10 protein-coding genes are annotated in these 16503 nt (G+C 72.4%); 6 read left to right on the top strand and 4 right to left on the bottom strand.

Annotated features, from left to right (window positions below; genetic code table 11):
- The first annotated feature begins 474 nt into the window (after positions 1-474).
- A complete protein-coding gene (locus tag ACWDBB_RS01535) occupies positions 475-1476 on the top strand; it encodes an alcohol dehydrogenase catalytic domain-containing protein (protein WP_449787770.1) in 1002 nt (333 codons plus the stop codon).
- A gap of 257 nt (positions 1477-1733) precedes the next feature.
- Here ACWDBB_RS01535 and ACWDBB_RS01530 read toward each other — a convergent pair whose 3' ends face one another.
- Both ACWDBB_RS01530 and ACWDBB_RS01525 read right to left on the bottom strand, forming a co-directional pair.
- On the bottom strand, positions 1734-1943 hold the full coding sequence (locus tag ACWDBB_RS01530; protein WP_449787693.1) for a hypothetical protein: 210 nt from the start codon (positions 1941-1943) through the stop codon (positions 1734-1736).
- Between the two features lie 11 nt (positions 1944-1954).
- Positions 1955-6034, bottom strand: a complete 4080-nt coding sequence (locus tag ACWDBB_RS01525) for a polymorphic toxin-type HINT domain-containing protein (protein WP_449787692.1) — start codon at positions 6032-6034, stop codon at positions 1955-1957.
- Positions 6035-6389: 355 nt separating this feature from the next.
- On the opposite strand from ACWDBB_RS01525, the gene ACWDBB_RS01520 reads away from it, so the two are divergent.
- The 5 genes from ACWDBB_RS01520 to ACWDBB_RS01500 all read left to right on the top strand — a co-directional run bounded on the left by ACWDBB_RS01520 (position 6390) and on the right by ACWDBB_RS01500 (position 13947).
- On the top strand, positions 6390-6914 hold the full coding sequence (locus ACWDBB_RS01520; RefSeq protein ID WP_449787691.1) for a hypothetical protein: 525 nt from the start codon (positions 6390-6392) through the stop codon (positions 6912-6914).
- Positions 6915-6970: 56 nt separating this feature from the next.
- Positions 6971-8587 (top strand): trypsin-like serine protease, encoded by a 1617-nt coding sequence (locus ACWDBB_RS01515; protein WP_449787690.1) that lies wholly within the window; start codon positions 6971-6973, stop codon positions 8585-8587.
- A 106-nt stretch (positions 8588-8693) separates the two neighbouring features.
- Positions 8694-10268, top strand: a complete 1575-nt coding sequence (locus ACWDBB_RS01510; protein WP_449787689.1) for a trypsin-like serine protease — start codon at positions 8694-8696, stop codon at positions 10266-10268.
- Between the two features lie 95 nt (positions 10269-10363).
- Positions 10364-12004, top strand: coding sequence for a trypsin-like serine protease (locus ACWDBB_RS01505; protein ID WP_449787688.1), 1641 nt, complete (start codon positions 10364-10366; stop codon positions 12002-12004).
- 107 nt (positions 12005-12111) lie between these two features.
- Positions 12112-13947, top strand: a complete 1836-nt coding sequence (locus tag ACWDBB_RS01500; RefSeq protein ID WP_449787687.1) for a trypsin-like serine protease — start codon at positions 12112-12114, stop codon at positions 13945-13947.
- 101 nt (positions 13948-14048) lie between these two features.
- On the opposite strand, the gene ACWDBB_RS01495 is transcribed toward ACWDBB_RS01500, so the two are convergent.
- Both ACWDBB_RS01495 and ACWDBB_RS01490 read right to left on the bottom strand, forming a co-directional pair.
- Positions 14049-15509 carry an MFS transporter gene (locus ACWDBB_RS01495; protein ID WP_449787686.1) on the bottom strand — a complete coding sequence of 487 codons (1461 nt, stop codon included), beginning with the start codon at positions 15507-15509 and terminating at the stop codon, positions 14049-14051.
- Entirely contained in the window at positions 15506-16324 is an 819-nt protein-coding gene (locus ACWDBB_RS01490) for a glycerophosphodiester phosphodiesterase (RefSeq protein WP_449787685.1), read from the bottom strand. The genes ACWDBB_RS01495 and ACWDBB_RS01490 overlap by 4 nt, the downstream gene beginning before the upstream one ends.
- Positions 16325-16503: the final 179 nt, after the last annotated feature.

Here is a 16503-nt window from a genome sequence, read left to right as displayed (position 1 = left end):
GCCCTCTGCGAGGCGGTGGCCGCCGAACGCAACCTGCCCGTCGTCTCCGACGGCCCTGACCACCTCGACCACCAAGCCGCCGTCGAACTCGGCTCCATCACAGCGGCCGCCTACGAGGGCAATGCAGCCGTCCGCGCCGTCTACGAGGCGGTGACCGCCGACGTCGAGCCCTCACCCACCGACAACACCCACTACCGCACCATGACCATCCGCCCAGCGGCCGAGCACTGGCACCTCGCCCTCCCCGACGGCGAGCTGGAGGCCGCTCGACGCGTCCACGGTCCCGACCAGCGGTGCGCGGACAAACGGTGGTGGACGTACGAAGCTGGTGGGACCGGCGGGTGCGCGTGGCGCCCCGCCTCGCCCCCGTACAGAAGGGTCTCCAGCATGGCTGCCTCCTCGCACTCCTCGTCCCCTTCCTCGCCGTCCTCCTCCTCGCCCTCCTCCTCCGGTTCCGACGGCCCGCGGCGCGCCGTGCGGGTCGCCGCCCCGGGCGCGGTGCCCGAGCTGTCCGAGGTGCCGGTCCGCGAGCCGGGGCCAGGGGCGGTGCGGATCGCCGTCGAGGCCTGCGGCGTCTGCCACTCCGACCTCCTGATCGCCGGTGGCGCCCTGCCCGGCACGACCTTCCCGGTCACCCCCGGCCACGAGATCGCCGGCCGCATCGAGGCGCTCGGGGAAGGGGTGGAGGGCTGGAAGGTCGGCGACCGGGTGGCCGTCGGCTGGTACGGCGGCAGCTGTGGACACTGCGAGGCCTGTCGCTCGGGCGACGGCATCCACTGCCCCGAGCTGCAGGTCCCCGGCGCGGCCTACCCCGGCGGCTACGCCGACAGCGTCATCGCCCCGGCCATGGCGCTGGCCGCGATCCCCGACGAGCTGAGCGCGGCCGAGGCCGCCCCGCTGGCCTGCGCGGGGGTCACCGTCTTCAACGCCCTGCGCCGCTCCGGCGCCCGGGCCGGCGACACCGTCGCCGTGCTGGGCCTGGGCGGACTGGGCCATCTGGGTGTCCAGTTCGCCCGAGCGATGGGCTTCCGCACCGTGGCCATCGCCCGCGGCGCGGAGAAGGAGCCGCTGGCCCACCAGCTCGGCGCCGAGCACTACATCGACAGCACCGTCGGTGACGTCGCCCTGGCGCTGCGGGCACTCGGCGGTGCGAAGGTGGTCCTGTCCACCGTCACCAACGCCGACGCCGTGTCCGCCGCCGTCGACGGGCTCGGCCGGCGCGGCGAGCTCATCGTCGTGGGCGTCTCGACCGACGGCATCTCGGTCAGCCCGCTGCAACTGATCACCGGCGACCGCAAGGTCTACGGCCACTCCTCGGGCACCGCCGTCGACACCGAGGACACGCTGCGCTTCGCGGCCCTCAGCGGCGTGCGGGCGTGGATCGAGGAAGTGCCGCTGGAGGAGGCCGCCGCCGCGGTGGACAAGATGACCAGCGGACGGGCCCGCTTCCGCATGGTCCTCACCACCGGGCGCTGAGCGTTGGGCCCGGGTGAGGCTGGTTCGGCTCTCCAGCGCCGCCCCCGCCCTCGGCCTGTGGCTCAGCGAACGCGGCGGCCGCGCCCGGGGCCGCTGCGCCGCCCCGGGCTGCGAGCGCTTCTTCATCGCCACCGGCCGCCGCACCCCGCGAACTCGGGACCGGAACCCGCGCACCCGGGCGATCATCCGCGTACGGCACGAAGGAGCCCCGCCAGATCTCCTGGCGGGGCTCCTCGGTCAGCCGTTCACGAATTGCATCAGTTCACCGGCGAGATCTCCGACCACAGCGGCGCCAGGCCGAGGGCCGCCATGTAGTCGTCGAAGCTCCCGAAGTGCTCCTTGGTGACCTGTTCTCCGGCTCGCCAGAGGGCTTCGCACTCCTCGCAGAGCCGGATGACTTCGCTCTGCCCACGGGCCACGTATTCCCGTACCCAGCCCTGGTCGCACCTGGGGCACCAGTCAGCCATTCCTGAACTCCTTACGGCCATGGATATGCGGTGATGATTTCTGATGTCCCAGGTTTCACGATGAGCCTGACCTTCTTCTCACCGGCGGTCCCGACGACCTCTCCCATGTCGACCACAAAGGCGCCGGGGTCGCCCGGTTCGGGAGCGCCGCGCTTGAGCCACGCCTTGTCGATGACCCCGAGGACCCCGTCCTTCCCGGACGCGAAGACCGAGTGCGTCGTCTTGCTCGGGTCCGGCACCCCGTGCTCCAGGACGTGGTCGACCCGGTGCCCGTGCTTGGACCCGGGCCCGTAGACGACGCCGGCCGGCGACTTGAACTTGCCGCCGCCCAGGTCCACGAACCCGATCGGGCAGCTGGTGTTGTGCACCAGCACCGGTGTGCTTCCCGCCACCACGTAGTACGTGTGGACGGAATCGACCGTGAGATTGTACGCGGGCTGGAGGGTCTTCCAGCGCTTGGTGCCGGTGATCCGGGCGGTCCCGCCGTCGGGCGTACGCAGGGCGTCGTCGGGCCTGAGGTCGGCCGCGTTGCGCCAGCTGTGCCGGTTCTCCGCCCAGAACGGGTGCTCGTCGGTGGAGGTGATCGTGCCGCCGCGACCGTCGTCCGAGGCGATGGTGACGTCTGTGAAGTCGCGGTCGTCGGGCGTGTGGATGACGTTCTCGACGCGACGGGAGGTCGTCTCGCCGGTCTCCGGGTCGGTCGCCCGCACCTGGTCGCCGATGCGGACCCGCTCGATCGGCAGGGTCCTTCCGTCGGCCATCAGGACGGGGGTGCCCGCCACGAAGCTGTTCGGCCTCAGGCACGACGCGACCAGCCGGTTGAGCCGCGACGCCGCGGCCGTCTCCTCGACGGACCAGGCCGTCGCCGCGATCTTCTTGAGCCTGAGCACCTTACCCGCGGGGAAGAAGGTGATCGCGAGTTCGGCGCAGGCGCCGACGCTCTTCTCCTTGATGCACTGCTCGGCGGTGTCCACGCCCAGGACGACCTTGAAGAGCTGCGTGACGGCCCGTACATCGTCTTCGATGTAGACGCCCATCTTCCGGAGCGTCTCCAGCGACTCGACCGGGAACCCCGGCGGGCGCATGGCGCACTCCTGGCGGATGTACATGGGCGCGTTGAGCAGCTTGAACGGGTTGCAGCTGCCGTACTCCCGCCGGTCCCGCTCCTCCTGGAGGGCGTCCTGGATCTGCTTCTCGATCTCCTTCTTGAACTCCTCCTCAAGTCCCTGGGCTTCGGTCTGGAGGTCCGGGTTCTCGGCGGCCAGCGCGGCCACGCGTTCCTGGAACTCCTTCTCCGCGACGATTTCCCAGGCTTCGTCGGCGGCCTGCTGGGCGGCTCCGGCGTCCTTGCCCGCCGCGACCGCGGAGGCATGGGCCTGGGCCGCGGCGCTTCGAGCCTGCGCGGCGGAGCCGCGTGCGTTCTCGGCGGACGCGCGGGCGCGGGCCGCGGAGTACATCGCCTTGCCCGCGTCCTTCGCCGCGGCCTGGGACGCCTTGCGGGCGGTCGCGGAGGCGGCGGCCGCGCGCGTGGCGGAGGCTTCGGCTTCCTGCGCGGACTGGCCGGCGGCGGTGGCGAAGCCGGCCGCCTGGTCGGCCGAGGTGCGGGCCTGCCGGCGGGCTTCGTCGGCGGCGGCGGACGCGTCGTTGGCCACGGCCGCGGCCTCGGTGGCCTCCCAGGCGTTCTGCTGGGCCTTGGCCGCGGTCTGGGAAGCCCCGGCGATCAGGTTGCGCATCTGCGCGGCGTGGGTGGCGGCGAGCTGGTCCTTGCGGTCGGCCATGTACTGACCGGACAGCAGGAACTCGTGGACGAGCGCGGGCGTGCCGGCCAGCGCGGTCTTGGCCTGGGCCTGGACCTCCGGGCCCCCGGACGCGAGCAGCTGCCCGGCCTGGACGCGTTCGTCGATCTGACGCGCGGTGTGCTGGCCGGTCTGCAGGAACGCGGCGACGGCCGTGGTCGAACCCGCCCGCAGTGCCTTCGTGGCGGCTTCCTGCACGCTCGGGCCGCCGGTGCTCATCACCTGTGCGGCGCGGACGCGGTCGTCGGTCGCCGCGGCCTCGTGCCGACCGGTGGTGAGGAACGCCCTGATCTGCTCCGCGTCACCCTTGAGGGCCTGGGCGGCGGCCGTACGGACGGCCTCGTCGGGGCTGTCCTGGGCGAGCTCCTGGACGCTCTGGCGCAGATCGTCCTGCTCGGCCTTGCTCCGGCCGGTGCGCACCCAGGCCAGGACGGTCCCGTCGGTGCCGGACAGGGCGTCGGCGGCGGCTTCCTGAGCCCACGGGCCGCCGCCCCTCATGGTCTGGAGCGCGACCTTGCGGGCCTTGACGGCGACCGCCTTCAGGTCTGCACCGGGGCGGGCCGCCTCGGCGGCGAGGCCGGTGGCGTCCGTCTCCAGCGCCTGCCACTCGGCCAGGATGGTGCCGACGTCGGCGGTGGCCTCGTCCTCGGCCAACTTCACGTCGCGGGCGACCTCGACGGCGGCGGCGGTGCGGGTGGCGAGGTCCTCGGCCTCGGTCCTGCGGGCGAGCTCGTAGACGTCGTTCGCGGTCTTCACCGCTCCGGTCGCCACGTTCGCGGCGTTCCTCGCCTCCTCGGCCTGCCGGGAGGATTCGGCGGCCGCGTCGGAGGACTGTCCGGCGTGTTCGGCGGCGTTGTCCGCGGCGGCGGCGGCGTTGTTGGCGTGCGTGGCGGCGCTGCGGGCGGCGTCGCGGGACTGGAAGGCGGCCTGGGCCGACTGGCCGGCCAGCGTCGCGGCGGCGTTCGCCGCCCGGTCGGCCTCGTTGGCATGCCTGCGGGCCTGCTGGGCCGCGGCCTGCGCGCGGTTGGAACTGGCCCCGGCCGCGTTCGCCTGACTGTTGGCCTTCTCCGCGGAGTCGGCGGCGGCCATGGCGTTGCCGCTGGCGCTCTTGGCCGCGGTGGACGCTTCGGCGGCCGCCTGCGAGGAGACACCGGCGTGGTCCGCGGCCTCCGCGGCGCGTTCGGCGTCCCTGGCCGCGTTGCGGGCCTCCTCGGCCCGCTGGCGGGCTTCGGCAGCCTTCCCTGCGTCGGAGGCAGCGGCGCCCGCCGCCCTGCGGGCGTTGGTCGCGGCGGAGGCGGCGGCGCCGGCCGCACTGGCGGCCTGGGCGGCAGCCCTGGACGCGACGCGGGAGGCCTGGTTGGCGGCGCCGGCGGCCGAGACCGCCTGCTGGGCGGCGACGGCCGCCCCCTCGGCCGCGGCGGCCGCTCGCCCTGCGGCTTCCGAGGCGCGGGCCAGGTCCTTGCCCGCCTCCTCGGTCTCCCTGGCGGCGTCCTGGGCGTCCTGCTTCGCCTGCTGGGACAGGTCGACCGCACGCTTGGACGCGGCCTTGGCGGCCTCGGTGGCGGCCTGCGCCCGGGTGCCCGCCTGCTCGGCCTGGTCGGCCAGCTGCGAGATGGTGGCGCGTTCCTGGTCCCGGGCCTGGGCGACGAACTGGCCCACTTCCAGGAACTCGGCCACGTCGGCCGGCGTGCCGCGCAGGGCGACCTTGGCGGCCTCCTTGGTGGCAGGGCCTCCGGCGGCCATGAGCTGCGCGGTGAGTACGCGGTTGTCGACCGCTCGGGCGTCGTACTGGCCCTGGTCGAGGAACTTCTTCACGTCCTCGGGGGTGCCCTTGAGAGCGGCGGTGGCCTGCTCCCTGACGTTCACTCCGCCGGTGGCGATGAGCTGCGCTGCCTGGACCCGCCGGTCCTGCTCCAGCGGGGACTTCCAGCCGTCCTTGATGAAGGCGCGCAGGTCGTCCTCGGAGCCCCTCAGCGCCTTGGTGGCGGCCTCGCGCACGCCGTTGCCGCCGAGGCTGAGGATCTGGGCCGCCGACACGCGGTCGTCGTGGTACTCCGCCAGGCTCTTCTCGACGCTGAGGAAACGTTCGACGTCCTCATCCGAGCCGGTCAACGCGGCCTCGGCCGCTGCCTTGACCCCCGGCCCGCCGATCGTCCACAGCGTGAAGACCTGGCCGCGGTCCACCGGCGCCTGGCTGGAGGCGCCGGCCTCCGGCCCGGCGGCGAACGCGGGCGCCGGACCGAGCAGTCCGGCGGCGAGGGCAGCGGGCAGGAGAATCGCACACGCGCCGCGCAATGCCGATATTCGGCGCCAGGGCCGCCGTGCTCTCCCGCTACTGCCCGGCGCTCCCGAGGAGCGCAAAGGGTGTTTCACGATCCATTCCTCTCGGGTGGTGTGCGTCGTCGCGCGTTCCGGATCGCCGGGGATCCCGCTGTCGCACGCGGAGCGCGAGGGGATCTCCCGGTCGTCTTGTCCGGCCGCGGGAATGTCTCCGTCCCCGGCCTCACGTCGGAGGGCCCTGTGCGAACAAGCAATTGGGCGACGGAGGCATGCCATTGCTGTTATCTTACGCATGCTTTACTAGGCCCTCATGCGAGCCGGCGTGCAGACCGATCGCCTGGCTCCTCATCAGAACAGAAGGAACCACGCCATGCTGATACCCCGTTCGCGCAACGCCGTCCTGCTCGGCACCGTCGGCGTCCTGACCGCGGCGGGCATCGGATTCGCTTCCATCGCGACGGCTCAGTCCGCCGATCCCGCTCCGGTGGACCCCGCCATGCCCGTCGCCGTGGAGGACTTCCAGCACCCCGGGGCCGACCGCATCCTGATTGAGCGTCAGATCAAGCTGATGCAGGGCGACGGACACATCCAGCTCAAGGAAGGGCCGGGGAACACGGTGCCGACCGACTGCTCGGCGTCGAACGAGATCTTCGTCGAGTCCCGCCTCGACAAGCGCGGGTACTGCTTCACCGTCAGCGGCAAGAGCGGTTACCTCGCGCTGGAAGTTCCGGACGTCTACATGATCTGGACCGAGGAACGCGCGGTCAGCGCCAAGCTCACCGCCGCCGGCCAGGAGAAGCAGGTCGACGTGGCCCCGAACTCGGTGGCGCCCGTCGGCGAGAGCCTGCCCGGTGGGAAGCGCTCCGTCCTCGTTGAGCTCCGCGTGACCGGCTGACGGTCCGTTCCGGAATGTCGCAGACCGCCACTCGTACCTTCCCCAGGACTGAACCCATGTCTGGCACCTCCCCTCGCACCACCTGGAATGCAGCACTGCTCACCGCCGCGCTGGCAGCCGGCGCCCTCACCTCGCTCTCGGCCCCCTCGGCCCACGCCGTGGTGGGCGACGCGGCCGGCGACGGTGCCTACGCCTTCACCGCGCGCCTGGTGATCGGTGACAACGCGCGGGCCTGCACGGGTGCGCTGGTGGACCGCAGTTGGGTGCTGACCGCGGCGTCGTGCTTCTCCGACGACCCGGCGCAGCCGCAGGCGCTCGCGGCGGGTGCGCCGAAGTGGAAGACGACCGTCACGGTGGGTGCCACGTCGGTCCAGGTGGCCGAGTTGGCGCCGCGTCAGGACCGTGACCTGGTGATGGCCCGCCTGGCCACTCCCGTCGAGGGTGTCGTGCCGCTGTCGCTGGCGACCACGGCTCCGACGGCCGGGCAGACGCTGCGGGTGCCCGGTTTCGGCCGGACCAAGGACGAGTGGGTGCCGAGCAAGCTCCACACCGGCGTGTTCTCGCTCGACACCGCGAGTGCGACGGCTGTCGGCATCACCGGCACCGGTGGTGCGGCGGTCTGCAAGGGCGACACCGGTGCTCCGGCGATTCGTGAGGTGAACGGCAAGGCCGAGCTGGTCGCCGTCGCGTCCCGCTCGTGGCAGGGTGGCTGCCTGGGCACCCCTGCCACCGAGACCCGTACCGGTGCCTCCAGCTCCCGTGTCGACGACCTCGGTGACTGGGTGCGGTACCAGCGCTCCCTCACGGCGGAGGTCCGGTCAGGCCTGCACGTGCAGGTCGTCGGCGCGGACAGCAAGCTGTGGGAGACCGTGGCCGACTACCGCGCCGGCAGCTGGCTCGGTGGCTGGCGGCCCCTGCCGAGTGGCGACCTCACCGCCGTGGACTCGGTGGCCATCGGTGACACGGTGCACGTCTACGTCATCGGTTCCGACGGTCGTGTGTACACGTGTGATGGCAAGGTCGGCGGCAGCTGGACGCCGTGGGGCGAGGTTCCGGGGGGTGCCGCCGGGGTCAAGGGCATCACCGCCGCTGCCCGCGGCAACGTCGTCGACGTGCAGATCATCGGCTCGGACGGCTCTCTGTACAGCACCAAGGCGGACTATGCCGCGGGCCGGTGGGATCCGACCTGGACGAAGATCGGCAATGACCGGCTGAAGGCCATCAGCAGCAGTGCCGAGGGCAATGTCGTGCACGTCGTGGCCATCAACGAGGACGACAAGGTCTACAACCGCGACGCCGACTACAACGCGGGCAGGTGGACGGCGTGGGGCGAGATTCCGGGGGGTGCCGCCGGGGTCAAGGGCATCACCGCGGCCGCCCGCGGCAACGGCCTGGACGTGCAGATCATCGGCTCGGACGGTTCTCTGTACAGCACCCGCGCCGACTATGCCGCGGGCCGGTGGGACCCGACCTGGACGAAGGTCAGCACTGACCGGCTGAAGGCCATCAGCAGCAGTGCCGAGGGCAATGTCGTGCACGTCGTGGCCATCAACGAGGACGACAAGGTCTACAACCGCGACGCCGACTACAACGCGGGCAGGTGGACCGCGTGGGGCGAGGTCCCGGGCGGTGCCGCCGGGGTCAAGGCCATCACCGCCGCCACCACGGGCTGACACCGGCCCGTTTCCCGTCCCGCCGGACCGGTCGTCACCCGGCAGCCGCCCGGTCGCCGGTCCGGCGGGACGTCACCGTCACGTACAGCTCCAGGGGGGAATCCTGATGTCCGACAAGTTCCGTTCCCGGCGGACGGGCGCGTTGGTGGCCGCCGCGGCCTCCGGCGTGCTGGCCACCCTTTCGATCCCCTCGGCCCACGCCGTGATGGGCGACGCGGCCGCCGACGGTTCCTACGCCTTCACCGCGCGCCTGGTGATCGGTGACAACCTGCGGGCCTGCACCGGCGCGCTGGTGGAGCGCAGTTGGGTGCTGACCGCGGCGTCGTGCTTCTCCGACGACCCGGCGCAGCCGCAGGCGCTCGCGGCGGGTGCGCCGAAGTGGAAGACGACCGTCACGGTGGGTGCCACGTTGGTCCAGGTGGCCGAGTTGGTGCCGCGTCAGGACCGCGATCTGGTGATGGCCCGCCTGGCCACTCCCGTCGAGGGTGTCGCGCCGCTGTCGCTGGCGACCACGGCTCCGGCGGCCGGGCAGAGCCTGCGGGTGCCCGGTTTCGGCCGGACCAAGGACGAGTGGGTGCCGAGCAAGCTGCACACCGGCGTGTTCAGCCTCGACTCGGTGAGCGCGACCGGCATCGGCATCACCGGTACGGGTGGTGCGGCGATCTGCAAGGGCGACACCGGTGCTCCGGCGATTCGTGAGGTGAACGGGAAGGCCGAGCTGGTCGCCGTCGCGTCCCGCTCGTGGCAGGGTGGCTGCCTGGGCACCCCGGCCACGGAGACCCGTACCGGCGCCTCCAGCTCCCGGGTCGACGACCTCGGCGGCTGGGTGCAGCAGGTGAAGGCGTCCCGTGCGGGCAGCCGGCTGTTCGCGGTCGGCGGCGACAACCAGGTCTGGATGAACGACGGCTCGTACGCCACGAACGTGTGGGGCACCTTCGAGGCCGTTCCCGCGAGCGGCGGCATCCGTCAGGCCAGTGTCGTCACGATGGGCGACAAGGTCCGCCTGTTCGCGGCCGACACCGACGGGCGGATCCGCACCGCGGCCAGGGACGCCGCCACCGGGGTCTGGACCCCGTTCGGCCTTGTGCCCAACACCAACGGCGTCAAGCAGGTGACCGCCGTCGCCATGGGCGACAAGGTCCGCCTGTTCGCGATCGGCGGCGACGACAAGATCTGGACCACCACCGGCGACTACACCGCCGGAACCTGGACCCCGTTCGTGGAGATGCCCAGCACCGGCATCAAGCAGGTGACGGCCGTCGCCGTCGGCAACACGGTGCGCCTGTTCGCGATCGGCGGCGACAACAAGATCTGGACCACCACCGGCGACTACACCGCTGGCACGTGGACCACCTTCGAGGCCCTCCCCAGCACCGGCATCCAGCACATCGCCGCCACCACCGTCGGCAACACCGTGCGCGTGTTCGCCGTCGGCGGCGACAGCCTGATCTGGACCACCGACAGCACCGCCGGCGGCCCCTGGTCCACCTTCGACCCGGTCCCCGGCGTCCGCGGCGCCAAGCAGGTGGCCACCACCACCATCGGCGACACCGTCCGCCTGTTCGCCATCGGCACCGACGACCAGATCTGGACCGCCGACAAGAAGGCCGACGGCAGCTGGACCACCTTCTACGCCGTCACCAGCAAGGGCATCCAGTCCATCACCGCCACCACCAGCTGATCCCGGGCCCGACCCGCCGTTCCCCGCGGGGGCGTGCCGGCACGATGCCGGCCGCTCCCGCGGGCTGCTCCTTACTGACTCGAAGAGGAATCCTCATGTCCCGCAAGTCCCAGCCCCGTTCCTGGCGGGCCGGTGTGCTGGTCGCTGCCGCGACCGCCGGCACGCTGAGCACCTTCTCCCCGGCCGGTGCCGTGGTCGGCGGTGCGGCCGCCGACGGCTCCTACGCCTTCACCGCGCGCCTGGTGATCGGTGACAACGTGCGTGCCTGCACGGGTGCGCTGGTGGACCGGTCGTGGGTGCTCACCGCCGCGTCCTGCTTCGCCGACGACCCGGCGCAGCCGCAGGTGCTGGCGGCGGGTGCGCCGAAGTGGAAGACGACCGTGACCGTCGGCGGCAAGTCGGCGGAGGTCTCCGCGCTGGTTCCGCGTGCCGACCGTGACCTGGTGATGGCCCGTCTGGCCACGCCCGTCGACGGCGTCGCCACGCTGCCGGTCGCCACCGCCGCGCCCGTCGCCGGGCAGACGCTGCGGGTGCCCGCCTACGGGCGGACCAAGGACGAGTGGGTGCCGAACAAGCTGCACAGCGGCGCGTTCAGCCTGGACTCGGTGAGCGCGACCACCGTCGCCACCACCGGCACCGGCGGTGCGGCGATCTGCAAGGGCGACACCGGCGCACCGGTGGTCCGTGAGGTGAACGGCAAGGCCGAGCTGGTGGCCGTCGCCTCCCGCTCCTGGCAGGGCGGCTGCCTGGGCGTGCCCGCCACCGAGACCCGCACCGGCGCCGTCAACTCCCGCACCGACGACGTCGCCGGCTGGGTGCAGCAGGTCCGCGCGACGGCGGTGGGCTGGAAGACCCAGGCCCTGGTGCGCAGCGACGCGAACCTGTTCTTCGCGTCCCGGCTGTACGACGGTTCGTGGACCCCGTTCGAGGACGTCCAGGCCGTGGCCGGGAACATCGGCGGTGTGCGGGCCGCTTCCTCGGTCGGCATCAACGGTGACACCCATGTGGTCGCGCTCGGTGGTGACGGGCACCTGCACTACGCCGTGCACAACCTCGACGGCGGCTGGGGCCAGAAGTTCGTGGACCTGAACACGACGGTGTCCGACCTGGGCAACATCACCCAGGTGACCATCGCCTCCGTCGGTGGTGACCTGCACGTGGTCGTCGTCGCGGACGGCTACCTGTTCCACAACGTCCGCTCCGCGAACGGGCAGTGGACGTCGTTCAAGCTGGTCACCGACGCGACCGGTCCGCTCACCGGGATCACGTCCATCTCCGCCGCCGGCGCTGTCGGCGGGGAGCTGCACATCGCCGCCGTGTCGGGCGGGAAGGTCTACCACACGGCCCGTTTCGCCTCCGGAAGCTGGTCCCGCTGGGGCTCGGTCGCCGAGGCCGCCGGTGCCACCGCGCCGGTCAGCGCCGTCGCCGTCACCCGGCAGAACGACGACCTCAACCTCGCCCTGATCGCGAGCGACGGCCAGTACCACACCATGCGCTACGCCAGCGGCAGCTGGCAGCCGGTCAGGTCGCTCGGCAGCGTCGTCGGGAACGTCACCGGTACCGGCATCAGCGCCGCCACCGTCGACACCGACGCCGTGTTCGCCGTCACCACCAACGACAACAAGGTCCTGCTCACCGCCCGCCACGCCGACGGCGGCTGGAGCGCCTCCGAGGACCTCAACCTCACCGCGATCCCCGGCAACCACACCGGAACCGTGATCACCAGCTCCCTCTAGCGAGAGCAGCAGGCGGCGCTCCGGGCGCCCCTGCCGCCGGAGAAACCGAGCGGCGCCCCGCGTACTCGCGGGGCGCCGTCGGTTCCGAAAGTTTCAGGAGAACCCTCATGTCCCGCAAGTCCCAGCCCCGTTCCTGGCGGGCCGGTGTGCTGGTCGCTGCCGCGACCGCCGGCACGCTGAGCACCTTCTCCCCGGCCGGCGCCGTGGTCGGCGACGCGGCCGCCGACGGCTCCTACGCCTTCACCGCGCGCCTGGTGATCGGTGACAACGTGCGTGCCTGCACGGGTGCGCTGGTGGACCGCTACTGGGTGCTCACCGCCGCCTCCTGCTTCGCCGACGACCCCGCGCAGCCGCAGGCGCTGGCGGCCGGCGTGCCGAAGTGGAAGACCACCGCCACCGTCGGCGACAGGTCGGTGGAGATCGCCGAGCTGGCGCCGCGTCAGGACCGCGACCTGGTGCTGGCCCGCCTTGCCGCGCCCGTCAACGGCGTCGCCCCGGTCGCGGTCGCCACCACCGCCCCCAGTGCCGGGGAGACGCTGCGGGTGCCCGGCTTCGGGCGGACCAAGGACGAGTGGGTCCCGGCCAAGCTGCACGCCGGCTCCTTCAGCCTCGACACCGTGAGCCCGACCGGCGTCGGCACCACCGGCACGGGTGGCGCGGCGATCTGCAAGGGCGACACCGGCGCCCCGGCGATCCGCGAGGTCAACGGCAAGGCCGAGCTGGTCGCCGTCGCGTCCCGCTCCTGGCAGGGCGGCTGCCTGGGCGTGCCCGCCACCGAGACCCGCACCGGCGCGTACGACACGCGCGTCGACGACCTCGGCGGGTGGATCCAGCAGGTCCGCGACGGCTGGTGGGAGAGCGTCACCGCCAACCCGCCGGCCCGCAGCTCGGTCTACGACCCGGTCCGGAAGATCACGACGGTCTTCGCCGTCGACGGCAACCGCCACGTGGTGTCCTCCTCCAGCGCGGACGGCACGACCTGGAGCGGTTGGGAGCAGGTCGCCGACAACTGGGAGTTCGCGAGCGTCCCCGCCGCGCTGTACAACCCCGCCACCGGCGGCACCGAGCTGTTCGCCGTCGGCACCGACGGCGTGCTCAGCCAGACGTACTGGATGCCGGACGGCAAGGGCTGGCGCGGGTGGTACGCCCAGGACCTCAAGCCCACCCCCGACCGGAAGTTCACCGGCAGCCCCACCGCCGTCTACAACCCGGCGACGAAGACCGCGGAGGTCTTCGCCACCAGGGCCAACGGGGTGGTCGCGCACTCGTACTACAAGCCGGGCATGACGGCGTGGAGCGGCTGGTACGACATCAACGACTGGCAGTTCGCGAGCAGCCCGACCGCCGTCTACAACCCCGCCACCGGCGGCATCGAGCTGTTCGTGATCGGCGGCAACGGCGTGCTGTCCCAGACCTACTGGCTGCCCGACGGCAAGCCCTGGCGCGGCTGGAGCACGCTGCACTCCGAGGTGAAGTTCACCGGCAGCCCGACCGCCGCCTACAACCCGGTGACCAGGACCGCGGAGGTCTTCGCCACCAAGGACAACGGGGTGGTCGCGCACTCCTACTTCACGCCGGGCATGGGCGAGTGGAGCGGCTGGTACGAGATCCCGGGCAAGCAGTTCGCCGGCTCGCCGACCGCCGTCTTCGACCCCGCGACCGGCGGCTTCGAGCTGTTCGCGGTCGACGGCGGCGGCATCCTCGCCCGCACGGAGTGGGTGCCCGACGGCAAGCCGTGGCGGCCCTGGACCTCCATGGGGGACTGGAAGTTCACCGCCGGCCGGTTCCCGGCCGCGACGTTCAACGCCACGGCCGGAGTCATGAACCTCTTCGCCACCGGCCGGGACGACGGCGCCCTGAACTACGCGTCGTACAAGGCCGGTCCGGGCCAGACCTGGGGCGGCTGGAAGACGATCGGCGGCAAGACCATGATCACCGGCTGACGAGGCCGTGCACGGACCGGGCCCGGCCGCTCCTCCGATCGATCGGGGGAGCAGCCGGGCCCGTGCCGTCGTGCGTGCCGTCGTGTGTCGCCGTCGCGCCGTCAGAGCCGCTCGGGCACCGGGTTGCCGACGGCCTCGATGGCGCGGCGGACCGGCACCTTGAGCAGCACGGCGAAACCGATGACGAAGAAGACCAGCAGGGAGATGATCGCCGAGCGGTAGCTGCCGGTGAGCTGGTAGGCGAGGCCGAAGACGAGCGGCCCCATCCAGCTGGTGCCGCGGTCGCTGACCTTGTAGAAGCTGAAGTACTCGGCTTCCCGGCCGGGCGGGATGAGGTGGGAGAAGAGGGAGCGGGAGAGGGCCTGGCTGCCGCCGAGGACCAGGCCGATCATGCAGGCCAGGACGTAGAACCAGGCGGGCTGGTGGGCGGGCATGAAGTAGCCGAGGGCGAGGGTGACGACCCAGCCGACCAGGGAGCCGAGGATGGTCCGCTTGGCGCCGTAGCGGTGGGCTATCCGGCCGAGCAGCAGGGCGCCGCCGATCGCCACGACCTGGACCAGGAGCACGGCGGTGACCAGCGAGGTCTGCTCCATGCCGAGTTCCTCGCTGCCGTAGAGCGAGGCCTGGGAGACGACGGTCTGGATGCCGTCGTTGTAGCAGAGGAAGGCGGCGAGGTAGAGCAGGGTGAGCGGGTGCTCGCGCATGCCGCGCAGGGTGCGGGCGAGTTCGCGCAGGCTGCCGGCGGTGGGCTTGCCGTCCTCGGTCGCCGTCGCCGTGGCCACGACCGGGGCGACGCCGGCGCGGGAGGGCAGCCGGAGCAGGGGGACGACGGTGAACAGCGCCCACCACAGGCCGGCCGAGGCGAGGCAGATCCGGACGGCGGTGCCGGAGTCCAGGCCGAACGCGTCGTGGCCCTGGAACAGCGCCAGGTTGGCGATCAGCAGCAGTCCGCCGCCGGCGTAGCCGTAGGCCCAGCCCTTGGAGGAGACCTTGTCCCGCTCGTCGGGGGAGGCCAGGCCGGGCAGGTAGGCGTAGGAGAGCGCGACCGAGACCGCGTACGAGATGTTGGCGACGACGAGCAGCGCGCCGCCGAGGAGGTAGCGGTCGCCCTGGAGGAAGAACATCCCCATCGTGGCGAGCGAGCCGAGGTACGCGAAGCCGCACATCAGCTCCTTGTGCCGCCCGGTGCGGTCGGCGAGGGTGCCGGTCAGCAGCATCACGGCGACCGAGAGCAGCACGGAGAACGAGACCGTGTACGGGAAGAACGATCCTGCGCGGATCGTCAGGCCGAGCGGGTGCACGTTGCCGGCCGCGTCGGCGGCGTCCTTGGCGACGGAGGTCAGGTACGGGCCGAGGAACACCGTCAGGACGGTGGCCGAGAAGGCGGCGTTGGCCCAGTCGTTGACGTACCAGCCGAACTGCATCCGGCGCAGGGACCGTCCGTCGTCGGTGGCAGTGGTGGTGGCAGCGGTGGCAGCGGTGGCAGTGCTGGCAGCGGCAGCCGTGGCCGGGTCGGTCGGTGGGTCGTCCGGCAGGGGCGTCGCCGAGTTCGTGGTGCTCATGGGGTTCCCATCACCGTGCTGGAGCCGGTACTGCCGTCCGTCCAGCAGCCGCGCTCGCCGAGGACGTCCCGCAGGACGTCGATGCGATCGGCCATGATGCCATCCACACCCAGGTCGAGGAGAGCCCTGATCCGTGTGGGATCGTCCACAGTCCAGACGTGCACCTGGAGGCCGAGCCGGTGGGCGGTGCGGACGAAGGCCCGGTCGACGACCCGCACGCCCCGGTGCCGCTCCGGCACCTGGGCGCACAGCCCGGCGAACGTCGCTCCGGGGCGTTGGGACAGGAACGGCTGCAGGAACGATTCCGCCAGCGAGCGCAGCCGCAGCCGGGCCACCTCGCGCGGGCCGAGCGAGGTGGCCAGCCGGGGGCCGGCGGCGGCGCGGACGGCGGCCAGCCGGGTGTCGGAGAAGCCGCCGACGCAGACCCGGTCCCAGGCGTCGGTCCGGCGGATCGCCTCGACCAGCGGGCCGACGGCCGGCGCCGCCTTGACGTCGATGTTGAACCGGGCCTCCGGGAACGCGCCGAGCAGGTCCTCCAGCAGCGGCACCGGCTCGGTCCCGCCGATCCGGGCCCGCCTGACGTCCTCCCAGGGCAGCTCCGCCACCGTTCCGGTGCGGTCGGTGACCCGGTCGAGCCGCGAGTCGTGGAAGGCCACCAGCACACCGTCGGCCGTCGCGTGCACGTCCGTCTCCAGGTAGCGGTACCCGAGCGCGACGGCGGCTTCGAAGGCGGCGAGCGAGTTCTCGGGGCGCCCGAGGTCACCGCCCCGATGTGCGAAGGCGAGCGGCCCGGGGTGGTCGAGGAAGGGGTGCATGTGGTGCTCCGAGCTGCGGGGAGAGGGATCCGGGGCGGCCCGCGGGCCGGGATCCGGGGGCGTACCGGTGCCAGCGCGTTACAGTATTACGCACCCTGTCAAGCAGTAACGATCACCTCGCCCGGCCCGTACGGGGAACCGCCCCCGCTCGACGGGTCGGGCATCGATGCGCTCGGCAA

Source organism: Kitasatospora sp. NPDC001095, from assembly GCF_053598615.1.
Note: the sequence above shows the minus strand (reverse complement) of the source record. Positions and strands in the feature narration are given on the sequence as shown.

What these genes read in the sequence shown, in the direction of transcription:
- ACWDBB_RS01495 (WP_449787686.1), bottom strand. Translation starts at nt 15,509, where the DNA reads ATGAGCACCACGAACTCGGCGACGCCCCTGCCGGACGACCCACCGACC.
- ACWDBB_RS01515 (WP_449787690.1), top strand. Translation starts at nt 6,971, where the DNA reads ATGTCTGGCACCTCCCCTCGCACCACCTGGAATGCAGCACTGCTCACC.
- ACWDBB_RS01490 (WP_449787685.1), bottom strand. Translation starts at nt 16,324, where the DNA reads ATGCACCCCTTCCTCGACCACCCCGGGCCGCTCGCCTTCGCACATCGG.
- ACWDBB_RS01505 (WP_449787688.1), top strand. Translation starts at nt 10,364, where the DNA reads ATGTCCCGCAAGTCCCAGCCCCGTTCCTGGCGGGCCGGTGTGCTGGTC.
- ACWDBB_RS01530 (WP_449787693.1), bottom strand. Translation starts at nt 1,943, where the DNA reads ATGGCTGACTGGTGCCCCAGGTGCGACCAGGGCTGGGTACGGGAATAC.
- ACWDBB_RS01510 (WP_449787689.1), top strand. Translation starts at nt 8,694, where the DNA reads ATGTCCGACAAGTTCCGTTCCCGGCGGACGGGCGCGTTGGTGGCCGCC.
- ACWDBB_RS01500 (WP_449787687.1), top strand. Translation starts at nt 12,112, where the DNA reads ATGTCCCGCAAGTCCCAGCCCCGTTCCTGGCGGGCCGGTGTGCTGGTC.
- ACWDBB_RS01520 (WP_449787691.1), top strand. Translation starts at nt 6,390, where the DNA reads ATGCTGATACCCCGTTCGCGCAACGCCGTCCTGCTCGGCACCGTCGGC.